Origin of the sequence: Mesorhizobium sp. M7D.F.Ca.US.004.03.1.1 (assembly GCF_003998635.1) — a bacterium.
GTDB lineage: Bacteria > Pseudomonadota > Alphaproteobacteria > Rhizobiales > Rhizobiaceae > Mesorhizobium > Mesorhizobium loti.
This window is the reverse complement of the sequence record NZ_RZQG01000110.1, coordinates 1-10,801: the sequence shown is the minus strand read 5'-3', so window position 1 is coordinate 10,801 and position 10,801 is coordinate 1. Positions and strand designations below refer to the sequence as shown.

At 64.5% G+C, this 10,801-nt stretch carries 12 protein-coding genes; 6 read left to right on the top strand and 6 right to left on the bottom strand.

Annotation, left to right across the window (positions count from 1 at the left end):
- Window positions 1–1,003, top strand: a 1,003-nt coding sequence (locus tag EN935_RS09525) for an aldehyde dehydrogenase family protein (protein ID WP_127373287.1), incomplete at its 5' end; no start/stop codon positions are given.
- A 231-nt stretch (window positions 1,004–1,234) separates the two neighbouring features.
- Here EN935_RS09525 and EN935_RS09520 read toward each other — a convergent pair.
- On the bottom strand, window positions 1,235–3,256 hold the full coding sequence (locus EN935_RS09520) for an amidase (protein WP_127263765.1): 2,022 nt from the start codon (window positions 3,254–3,256) through the stop codon (window positions 1,235–1,237).
- A 145-nt stretch (window positions 3,257–3,401) separates the two neighbouring features.
- Between EN935_RS09520 and EN935_RS09515 the strand changes: the two genes are divergently transcribed.
- Window positions 3,402–3,677: a hypothetical protein gene (locus tag EN935_RS09515; protein WP_109660267.1), complete on the top strand. Its 276-nt coding sequence runs from the start codon at window positions 3,402–3,404 to the stop codon at window positions 3,675–3,677.
- A 79-nt stretch (window positions 3,678–3,756) separates the two neighbouring features.
- Here the strand turns inward: EN935_RS09515 and EN935_RS09510 are convergent, their stop codons facing one another.
- The 4 genes from EN935_RS09510 to EN935_RS09495 form a co-directional block, all read right to left on the bottom strand.
- A complete protein-coding gene (locus tag EN935_RS09510) occupies window positions 3,757–4,842 on the bottom strand; it encodes a Gfo/Idh/MocA family oxidoreductase (RefSeq protein WP_127263763.1) in 1,086 nt (361 codons plus the stop codon).
- A gap of 64 nt (window positions 4,843–4,906) precedes the next feature.
- On the bottom strand, window positions 4,907–5,671 hold the full coding sequence (locus tag EN935_RS09505; protein ID WP_109660272.1) for an ATP-binding cassette domain-containing protein: 765 nt from the start codon (window positions 5,669–5,671) through the stop codon (window positions 4,907–4,909).
- Window positions 5,668–6,669 (bottom strand): ABC transporter permease, encoded by a 1,002-nt coding sequence (locus tag EN935_RS09500; RefSeq protein ID WP_109660274.1) that lies wholly within the window; start codon window positions 6,667–6,669, stop codon window positions 5,668–5,670. The genes EN935_RS09505 and EN935_RS09500 overlap by 4 nt, the downstream gene beginning before the upstream one ends.
- Window positions 6,666–7,670, bottom strand: coding sequence for a substrate-binding domain-containing protein (locus EN935_RS09495; protein WP_109660276.1), 1,005 nt, complete (start codon window positions 7,668–7,670; stop codon window positions 6,666–6,668). Before EN935_RS09495 ends, EN935_RS09500 begins: the two co-directional genes overlap by 4 nt.
- 60 nt (window positions 7,671–7,730) lie before the next feature.
- Here EN935_RS09495 and EN935_RS40735 point away from each other — a divergent pair, with 60 nt between their 5' ends.
- Both EN935_RS40735 and EN935_RS09485 read left to right on the top strand, forming a co-directional pair.
- Window positions 7,731–8,336, top strand: a complete 606-nt coding sequence (locus EN935_RS40735) for a hypothetical protein (RefSeq protein WP_164771060.1) — start codon at window positions 7,731–7,733, stop codon at window positions 8,334–8,336.
- A 120-nt stretch (window positions 8,337–8,456) separates the two neighbouring features.
- Window positions 8,457–8,654, top strand: a complete 198-nt coding sequence (locus EN935_RS09485; protein WP_109660280.1) for a hypothetical protein — start codon at window positions 8,457–8,459, stop codon at window positions 8,652–8,654.
- Between the two features lie 113 nt (window positions 8,655–8,767).
- Here the strand turns inward: EN935_RS09485 and EN935_RS09480 are convergent, their stop codons facing one another.
- A complete protein-coding gene (locus EN935_RS09480; RefSeq protein ID WP_127263761.1) occupies window positions 8,768–9,334 on the bottom strand; it encodes a TetR/AcrR family transcriptional regulator in 567 nt (188 codons plus the stop codon).
- A 103-nt stretch (window positions 9,335–9,437) separates the two neighbouring features.
- On the opposite strand from EN935_RS09480, the gene EN935_RS09475 reads away from it, so the two are divergent.
- Together EN935_RS09475 and EN935_RS09470 are read left to right on the top strand one after the other, a co-directional pair.
- The gene (locus tag EN935_RS09475) at window positions 9,438–10,250 is read left to right on the top strand and encodes an oxidoreductase (protein WP_127263759.1); all 813 of its coding nucleotides are present in this window, start codon (window positions 9,438–9,440) and stop codon (window positions 10,248–10,250) included.
- A gap of 61 nt (window positions 10,251–10,311) precedes the next feature.
- On the top strand, window positions 10,312–10,801 hold a 490-nt coding region (locus EN935_RS09470; RefSeq protein ID WP_164771059.1), incomplete at its 3' end, for an NADP-dependent oxidoreductase.

The window sequence follows — 10,801 nt, the reverse complement described above, 5'->3', positions numbered from 1 at the left end:
TCCTTGGAATGCGCCGACTGCCGCCTCGATCTGGAAGATCGGCCCGGCGCTGGCGACCGGCTGCACCATCGTGCTGAAGCCTTCCGAGGAAGCGCCGCTGACGCCGCTTTTGATCGGTGCGCTGATGATGGAGGCCGGCGTGCCGCCCGGCGTCGTCAACGTCGTCACCGGCACGGGTGCGGAAGCCGGCGCGCCGCTTGCCGCCCATATGGATGTCGACAAGATCGTCTTCACCGGCTCGACAGCGACTGGCCAGAACATCCTGCGCGCCTCCGCCGGCAACATGAAGCGCGTCTCGCTGGAGCTCGGCGGTCAGTCGCCGGTCATCGTCTGCGCCGATGCCGATCTCGAGCGCGCCGTGCCGATCGCGGCGATGTCGGTGTTCGCCAATTCCGGCCAGATCTGCATCGCCGGCTCGCGGCTGTTCGTCGAACGGCCGATCTATGACGAATTCGTCGAGCGGGTCTCGGCCTATGCGGCGAAACTCAGGATCGGCGACGGCGCCGACCCCGAGACCGAGATCGGGCCGCTGATTTCGCTGAGGCAGCTCGAACGCGTCACCGGTTTCATCGAAGACGGCACCAGGCAGGGCGCCAGGCTGGTCACCGGCGGCAACCGCATCACCGAAGGTGCGCTTGGGTCAGGCAATTTCATCGCGCCGAGCGTCTTTTCCGGCGTCACCGACGACATGCGCATTGCCCGGGAAGAAATCTTCGGCCCGGTGATCTCGGCGCTGCCGTTCGACACGCTGGACGAGGTGGTGCGGCGCGGCAACGACACGCCTTATGGGCTGGGCGCCGGCGTCTTCACCCGCGACCTCGGCAAGGCGCACCAACTGGCCAACCGCCTGCGCGCCGGCTCGGTCTGGGTCAACACCTATCACGCGATCGACCCGGCGGTGCCCTTCGGCGGCTACAAGATGAGCGGCTACGGACGCGAGGGTGGGGCTGAGCATCTCGACGAATATCTCAATACCAAGGGCGTGTGGATCAGGACGGATTGAGAGGGGCGGAATTTTGCCGGTGGCGCTCTATGGCGCCCCCTTTGTCCTGCCGGACATCTCCCCCACGAGGGGGGAGATCGGCCGTCACCGCGACCTTCGCCAATCTTCGGCCTAGCAGGAAGAGAGCCGGCGCCGAAACTGCCAATCTCCCCACCCGTGGGGAGATGTCCGGCAGGACAGAGGGGGGCGCCACAGAACTCGACGTTTGTTGCTGGTTTCTTCCCGCTCCGCTCACCCGATGCCGCCGGTGACCGCGTAGACGCCAGCCGTCCGCCCATCCTCCAAGCGCACCACCGCTGTCACGATCGAGCCATACGAGCCGCGCCAGGCGCTGTGGGACCGCTGATGCTCCGCGGCCGGGACGAGGGCATGCCCGCTGAAGCGCTGGTCGCTCCGCTGCAGCGCGACGGCCTCTCCGTTGACATGCACCTTGACGCTGGCCGCCTCAGTTGCCTCGCCGGGCAGGTTGAGCGTGATGACGATCTCTTGCTGATCACCGGAAGGTCGCGTCTCGGCGGCAAGCGTGATGGTGAGCGCCGGCGCCTTGCCGTCACCCGCCCTGCCAGCGCGGCCCGCAAACACATCGTCGGGCAGTTCGGGCGTGCGCGGGGGGCGCGTGCGACGCTGACTGGACTGTTCGAAATCGCCGGCTATGCGCAGCAGCCTTTCGTCGTCATAGGCCTTGCCGGCGAAGGTCAGGCCGACCGGCATGCCGATATCGGCCATCGTGCCCATCGGCACGGTGACGGTCGGGATGCCGAAATGGCGCCAGACCAGATTGCCGTTGGCGACCCAGGTGCCGTTGCGCCAGGCAAGCGCTGCGGACGCCTCGTTGATATCAGCATCGGCCGGCCCGACATCGGCGGCGGCGGGCAGCATCACGGCGTCGATGCCCTGCGTGTCCAGCCAGTCCTCGAAGTCGATCCGCCTCGTCGCTTCCAGCCCCTTCAGGCCTTCTTCGAGCGTTGGAATGTCAGTGAAAGGCGTGACGCCGGCTCTTGCCCGCTCGACATATTCCCTCAGGTCGAAGCCGCCCTCATAGCGGTCGGGCAGCGTGCCCGGCGGTTGCGGGAAGATCTTTGGGCCATCGACCGAAACGAGATCGGGCAACGCCGGGTCGGCATTGGCGCGCAAAAAATCGTCCCAGCCCCAGATGCAGAGATCCCAGAGCTCGCGCTCGGCGAAGTCCTGCGGCACCAGCCCGCGCTCGACCATGCCGCGCGCGCCGGGGCGGTCGCGTTCGTAGTTGGAGACGACGGGAAAATCGACCTCGACCACCTCGGCACCAAGCCGCTTCAGGTCGGCCGCCGCCTGCTCCCACAGGGCAAGCACCGAGGCCCGGGTTTCGATCGGCTTGTCGGTCTCGCTGTCGCGGCCGATATACATTCTGGGCACGCCGAGCCGCATACCTTTCAGCGACCCCGCCAGTGTGAGACCGGTATAGCGTGGCGGCCGCACGTCGGAGCTTTTCGGCAACTTGACCCAGGGCTGCGCGCGCCAGAAATCGCCTCGCGTCACGGGGTCGTCGGCGACGATCACGTCGAGCAGTTCGAGCATGTCGGGCACGCTGCGCGTATGCGGCACCACGACATCCATGGTCGGCACCAGCGGCCAGTTGCCGCGCACCGAGATGACGCCGCGCGACGGCGTGTAGGCGACCAGCGCGTTGTTGGTGGCCGGCGCGCGTCCGGACGACCAGGTTTCTTCGCCAAGCCCGAAGGCGCAGAAGCTGGCCGCTGTCGCCGTGCCGGAGCCGCTCGACGAGCCCGATGCGAAGGCGGCGGTCAGATAGTCGGTGTTGTAAGGGCTTTCGGCGCGGCCATAGACGCCGCGCTGCATGCCGCCATTGGCCATCGGCGGCATGTTGGTGAGGCCGATCAGCACCGCGCCGCCGGCGCGCAGCCGGGCGATGGTGAAGGCGTCCTCATTGGCGACGAGATGTTCGAAGGCCGGCGAACCAGCAGCGACCGTCAGCCCGGCGACCTTGTAGCTGTCCTTGGCGGTGTAGGGGATGCCGTCGAGCGGCCCGAGCACAGCACCGTTGCGGCGGCGCTGGTCGGAGGTGGCGGCCTCCTCGAACATATCGGGGTTGAGCACCGGAACGGCGTTGAGAGCGATGCCGTGCCGGTCGAAATGCGCGATGCGCCTTAGATAGGCTCCGACCAGTTCGACGCTGGTGACTGTGCCATTGTCGAGCGCGCGGCGCAGTTGGTCGATCGTCGCTTCGACGAGATGAAGGCCGGCATCGGTCATCGCTGGTCCCAAATTTCCACACACCATGGATGAGCGGGGCCGTTAGCTTCGGCAAGGGCCTATTGCGGTCTTCGTTGGAACTTTTGTCCGGCTGGCGATTTTGGATGTATGATGCGATTCCGGAATGGCCAGGAGGGTGTTGCCGATGACCACGAAATGCGTTGCGATCCTAGCTCTCGCTCTCGTCATGGGCTCAAGCCTTTGCGCCCCGGCCTTCGCCGGCGACCGGCATCACGACCGCCGGGTCCAATCCGAACGCTACGTTCCCGCCGATGACGATCTCATCAACTTCCTGTTCGGCGGCCCGCGTTACTACGATCAGCAGCTGTTCACGACGGCTGCTGGAGCCTGCTCCTACCATCGCGTCGGACCGGACGCGAATGCGTTGAACAAGATCAACGATCATCACTGCGGTAAGTAGCCAGTAGGGCAGTAGGGCAGTAGGGCAGTAGGGCAGTAGGGCAGTAGGGCAGTAGGGCAGTAGGGCAGTAGGCTGCGCCTCAACGCTGGCCGCTCTCCTTCATCCGCTCGATGATCTCGGCCATCAGCGCCAGGTCGCGGCGTGAATCGGCGAGGTCGGTCAGCGGCTTCGTGCCTTCGGTGATGTGGCGGTGGAAAATCTCCAGTTCGTTGGAGAAGGCGTCGCCATAGAGCGGGCCGAAGGTTTTCGTCACCGGGCCGAGCGGGCCGGCATCGGTGACTTCCAGACGCGTCGGCAGGCTGCGGATGTAGGGCGTGTCGTAGAGGATGCGCACGCGTCTGGTGTTGGAGCGCACCTCGATCATGGCGTCGAACAGGCCGAGATCGTCGACGACGGCATCATAGAGGCAAGCGAAATGGCCGTAGTCGAAAGTGACTGATGTGTTGGCACCGCCATTGGTGCGGTGCGCCGCCAGCACGCGGGCCGGCTCGCCGATCAGCCCGCGCATCGCCGAAATATGGTGCGAGGACAGCGCGGTCAGCCCGCGATAGGCGCGCACCAGGTCGGCCGGCGCATCGGTGCCGACCACCTCGCGGATCAGCGCGTCGCGTTCGCTTGCGCCACGCGCCAGCAGGGCAGGGTCGATGTCCCTGGGATAGAGGACGTTCTGGCTCTTCTTGAGGAAATGCCGGCCTTCCGAGATCAGGTCGAAGATGCGGACATGGGTGATGTCGGCGAAGGCCGGCAGCTCGTCCCTCGCCGCCAGATAGGCCGGCGCGTAGCGGCGCATGTAGCCGACGAAAAGCGTCTTGTCGCAGCCCGGCATCAGCGCCAGCAGATCGTCTATCTCGCGCACCGTCAGGCAAGCGGGCTTTTCCAGCAGGATGTGCTTGTTGGCGGCAATCGCCGCGCGCACGAAGCGGCTGTGGGTGTCGTCGGACGACAGCACGAACACCGCGTCGATGTCGGGCGAATTGATCAGCGCCTCGGCCGTCTCGAAAGCCTTTGCCGTCGGATGTTGCGAGGTGCACAGCGCCACCAGGCTGGGCGACACATCGTACACGCCCGCGATCACCCAGCGCTCCCGCTGATCGCTCAACACCGGCAGATGGATCGACTGCGCGACCTCTCCAAGACCGACAAGCCCGACGCGAATTGGTGCCACTCGCAAACTCCCTTTAGATTTCAAGTCTCGGGCTGGCCAGGACAGCCAGCTGTTGATTGACCGATCAGGCCGCGCCGGTGACCAGCGCGACGAGCTCGTTGCCTGACGTTTCCGAGGCACGCACGGTCGCTGCCATCTTTCCCGCCCGCATTACCCAGATCTGGTCGGACAGACGGCGGACCTGATCGAAATTGTGGCTGACCAGGATGACGCTGACCGACTGCTCGCGCAGGCGCCGGATCAGCGCCTCGACATTGGCCGTTTCCTGCACGCCGAGTGCTGCCGTCGGTTCGTCCATCACCACCAGCTTGGCGCCGGAGCCGACGGCGCGGCAGATCGAGATCGCCTGCCGCTGGCCGCCCGACAGGCGCCGCACCCGTTGGTTGATCGACGGCACGTTGATCGACAGCCGCGACAGCATCGAACGGGCTTCGCGCTTCATCGCCTTGCGGTCGAGGAACGCAAAGGGGCCGATGCGGCGCACGATCTCGCGGTTGAGGAACAGGTTCTGTGCCACCGTCAGTTCGTCGATCAGCGCCAGGTTCTGGTGAACGGTCTCGATGCCGGCCTTACGCGCCTCGTCGGGATTGGCGAAGGGCCGTGCCCTTCCGTCGAAGAACAGATTGCCGGCGTCGGGCTGATGCACGCCGACCAGGCTGCGGATCAGCGTCGACTTGCCGGCGCCATTGTCGCCGATGACAGCGGTGACCTCGCCGCGGCGAGCCTGGAAGGCGACGTCGGTGAAGGCACGGATGCCGCCGAAATGCTTGCTCAGCCCTTCGCAGGCGATGATCGCCTCAGTGGCGGGGATGTGATGGGGAGCGCTCATTTCTGATACCGCATGATCAGCGCCGCCAGCACCACGATGGCGCCCACGGCAAGCGGTTGGTAGAAGGCCGATACGTTGAGCAAGGTCAGGCCGTTGACGAGTGCTGTGAGCATCAGCGCGCCGATCGCCGGTCCCAGAATGCTGGCGCGGCCGCCGAACAGGCTGACGCCGCCCAGCACCACCGCCGCCACTGAATTCAAGAGCAGGCTGGTGTTGATCTGCGGTTCGGCCGAGCCGATGCGGGCGACCAGAAGAATGGCCGCTATGCCGGCGCAGAAGCCCGAGACTGTATAGGCAGCGATCTTGACCCGGTCGGTGCGGATGCCGAGCGCGCCGGCACTTTCGGCCTGGCCGCCGGTGGCCAGCAGATGCACCCCGAAGCGCGTGTGGTAGAGCGCGATATGCGCGACGATGACGGCTGCGATCGCCACCCAGACCGGATAACCGAACGGTCCGAACGAGCCTGAGGCGAGCCTGAGCAGGAAGGTCGAGCCGACCATGGTCGGCTCGCCACCCGACAGGATGAGCCCAAGCCCGGTGATGCCCGACAGCGTACCGAGCGTCACCACGAAGTCGGGAATTTTGCCTGCGGTGATGATCAGGCCGTTGAGGAAGCCGACGGCGCTGGTGGCGAGAACCGCGAGCACGCAGGCGATGAAGATGCCGTAGCCGGCGGCGTTGACGAGGCCGAGGATGATGGCGCCGAGCATGACGGCGGCGGCCAGCGACAGGTCGATGCCCGAGGTGGCGATGACGAAGGTCTGGCCGATCGACAGCACGACCAGGATCGCCGCCGCCAGCAGCAGCGCTTGCAGGTTGGCGACGCTGAGAAAGACCGGCTGGGCGATGCCGAAGACGATGACGAGGCCGACCAGGCCGACGACGGATGCCCAGTCGGCCCAGAAGGAGGGATCGAGGAGGAGAGCCGCCAGGGAGGGACGGCTCTCCTCCGCACCCGCCGAATGGGCGGCGGGCGCGTTGTCTGCAGGTGTGCTCACTTCAGCATCTCGCGGAAGGGATCGGGATAGTCGCCGCCGGGACGCGGAAAGTTCTTCAGCGAGGCTTCGGCATTGTCCTTGTTGATCAACAGCACAGGCGCCGGCACGTTGGCGGGCAGTTCCTTGCCCTTGGCCGCGATCGCACAGGCTTCGACGCCCATGGCGCCGACGACATAGGGGTATTGCGCGACGGTGGCGGTGAGTTCGCCTGATGCAATCGACTTCAGCGCGTCGACGATGCCGTCGAGGCCGATCACCTTGACGTCCTTGCCGGATGTCTGCACGGCGCGCTCGACGCCGAGCGCCATGATGTCGTTGGCGGCAAAGAAGCCGGCGAGGTCCGGATGCGCGGCAAGGATATCGGTGGCGGCGGTCAACGCCTTCTCGCGATCCCAGTCGGCGCTGACCATCACCACGACTTCGAGCTTGCCTTCGACGGCCTGCTTGAAGCCCTTGATGCGGGCATTGGAGCCGACATCGCCGACGATGCCGGCGACCAGCGCGACCTTGGCGCCCTTCGGCACGAGCTTCAGCATCTCTTCGCCGGCCAGCGCGCCGGCGGCGACGTTGTCGGTGCCGATATAGGTCGAGACGGCAAAGCCGGCGGCCTTGGCCTGCTCGGGGTCGATGGTCGAGTCGATGTTGACGATCGGCTTCTTCTTCTGGGCGACCGGCACCAGCGCCTGGACGAGGTTGGATACGCTGATCGGGTTGACCAGATAGCAATCGAAATCCTGCATGGCCATGGCGGTCAGGCGGTCGGCCTGGCCGGTGGCGTCACCCATATTGGCGGCGGCCTGAACGCTGACATTGACACCGTTGGCCTTGGCCTGCTCCTCGATGCCCTGCTGCATGGTCTGGAAGAAGGGGTTGTCGAGGCCTTTGACGATGGCCGCGACTTTCGCCGCATCCTCGGCGTGGACGGGCGCTGAGACGATGGTTGCAAGCACGCCTGCGCCAAGCAGGCTCGTACCGAGTTTCAGGCAATTGAACACGCGCATGGTTTTTCCTCCTCCTGATTGTTTTATGTGCTGCATCAATGTTGCTGTCCGGCCACTGCAATGTCCGACGGTCCGCAAGCGACCCCGGCGCCTGGCGCGACGATCCGCCAACAGGTTGCTGCCCGCTTTGTGGTGTGCGGGTCGCAGCCCCGGTTCGGGCGCTTTTTGATGTCAGGCATTGCTCCTCCCAGAGCGCCGGCCGATGCCATGCCAGCGTTTCCGCATGTTTTAGAAAAAATTGACACGCGTCAAGATTTAAAATGGTGCGCAGCGATTTTGACTGTGCGGTCCCCACGGCATGACTGGCCAGCCGATATGCGCTACAACCAAGGCGCGAAAAAAATGCCGCCCAGAGGGAACCTTTGGGAGGCATCGGCGTTTGTCGCTGCTTTTGTGCAAGGGGAGGTTTTGGGGATGGAGCGTTTCGAAATCCTAGAAGAGCCAACAGGCACATTCTCGATTTTCGATACATTCACGGAATTGCCGGCAACGGTCGAAGGCGGTGCGTGCATCGGGCTTTACCGGCACGAAGTGCCGCTGGCGCTGCTTGCAGCGATTGAAACGGTTCAGCCCGGCAATTTCTCGCTGCTGCCATCCTTGGCGGCGTTGAACGGCTGGCGGGCCAATGAAGACGATCGGTCGCTTTCAGATGACCTTCTGGCGTGAGCAAAGCCAGCCGCCATCGCATCAAAAAATCATACCGTAGGGGAAATCACGCCCTGTCGTCGAAAGCGGCGGTCAGGCATGGGGGGCAAAGGGAGGTTGTAGAGCGTTGGGAGGTGAACAATGTCTGATCAGGACGACCTGATCCGAGCGGCCATCGGACGGCTGCTCGCCGAGAAGACAGGCGCCGCCGTCATCTCGATGAGAGAGAGCACTACGGAGCTTCTGGCGCTGACCGGTGCCGCGCTGGACGAAAGACTGCAGGACCTTCTGCTGGAAATGGCCGAAGTCCGCGGCATGATGGTCGCGCTCGATATTTAGGACGGCCATCGATCTGGCAGCCAGTCCGCCGACCAAGGCGATGCCGTTTTGCCGAAGGGCTGACGCGGAGTTTGGGGGCAGGGCGCGGGTGACCTGAAGGGTGGCGCCCCGCCCTAACGCTGCTCGATCAGTGTCCGCGCCGCATCTTTCCCCGCCGAGAGGATACGATCCGACAATTCCGTCCCTTCGACGGCGCGAGCCAATTGGAGCGCGCCGATGAGCGTTGCAAAGACAGCTAGCGCCACGCCTTCCGGATCCTTGTCCTGCGGAAGTGCGGCAGACAATTGGTGGGCCAAAGCCAGCAAGCGGTCGGTATAGACCTTACGCGTTTCAGGCGGTTGACGCGCGAGCTCCGGCAACAGCGCGGCCGACGCGCAGCCCGTTCCCGGATTATCCCGGTGCTCGGCCGACAGATACGCCTCTATCGCCATCTGCGGGCCACCGGAGGCCAAGGTTTCCGCCAGTTGCTGCGACTGAATCTCCATGGCTGCCGCCACGCTCTCGCGGACAAGCTCGGCCTTGGATTGAAAGTGCGGATAAAACGCCCCGTTCGTCAGCCCGGCGTCGCTCATGATGGTCGCCAGTCCGGACGCGGCTATGCCGTCACCGCGAAAACGGTCGGCGGCGACTTCCATGATCCGGCCGCGTGATGCGTCCTTCCGGCCCTTTTCGTAGCGCATGGCTGCATTGCCTTTCTGCTATTGCATTATGGTCATAATTTGATAGTATGAGTGTAATTCAAAGGGCGCGAAAAAGCTAGCCCTCATGATTTTGGAGCACGAAATGAATATGAATTCCGGAAGAACCGCTGTCGTGACCGGCGCCTCCTCGGGCATCGGCCGCGCCAGCGCCGAGGCACTGGCGCGGGCAGGCTTCACTGTCTTTGGAACGAGCCGCAAGGCCAGCAACGGCCCGGACGGGGTGACCATGCTGGTTTGCGACGTGACCGACGGTGAGGCGGTTGCCGCACTCGTTTCGACGGTGCTCTCGCAGACCGGCCGGATCGACCTCCTGGTCAACAATGCCGGCGTCGGCCTGCTTGGAGGCGCCGAGGAATTCTCGATCGCGCAGGTGCAGGCCCTGTTCGACGTCAACCTGTTCGGTGTCATCCGCATGACCAATGCCGTGTTGCCGTCGATGCGGCGGCGTGGCGAAGGGCGCATCATCAACATCGGCTCGGTGTTGGGCCTCGTGCCGGCGCCGTATTCAGCGCATTATTCGGCGGTCAAGCACGCGCTCGAGGGCTATTCGGAATCGCTCGACCACGAGGTTCGTGCGTTCAATATCCGCGTCTCGGTCATCGAGCCGGCATTCGTTCGCACCGTCTTCGACCAGAACGGAATCCAGCCGGATTCGCTGTTGAAGGAATACGATCAGGCTCGAGCCGGACTCGAAGCGCTCCTTCGCGATGTGATGCCTGTAGCCGACCGGCCGGAAGTGGTGGCGCAGGTGGTCGTCAAGGCAGCGGCCGATGCCCGCCCGCGGCGGCGCTACACCGCCGGCAAGGCAGCGCGCCAGGTCAGCCTACTGCGCCGTTTTGCCCCCGCGGCGATATTCGACAAGAGCCTGCGCAAACAGTTCCGCCTGCCGGTTTGAATGACAGAGGGGATTTAACGCACATGCGACACGCCAAAATCACTTTGAGAAAGTCACTGCCATGAAGGCATACGTCGTTGATAAGTATAACAAGAAGGGCACTCTGCGGCTGGCTGAGATGCCGGAGCCGGAACTCGGGGACAGCGATGTCCTGGTCGAGGTTTACGCCGCGGCGGTGAACCTGCTCGATTCCAAGGTCAAAACCGGAGAGTTCAAGCTGATCCTTCCCTATCGCCGGCCCTTCATCCTGGGTCACGACGTAGCCGGGAGGGTTGTCCGCGTGGGATCGAAAGTCCGCAAATTCAAACTCGGCGACGACGTCTATGCGCGGCCGCGCGACGGCCGCATCGGGACGTTCGCCGAGTTCATCGCCATGGATGAAGCCGACGTGGCCTTGAAGCCTGTGAACCTCAGCATGGAGGAGGCGGCCTCGATCCCGCTAGTCGGTCTGACCGCCTGGCAGGCGCTCATCGAAAGGGCGAGCTTGAAGAAGGGACAGAAGGTTTTCATTCAAGCTGGCTCCGGCGGCGTGGGGACATTCGCCATCCAGC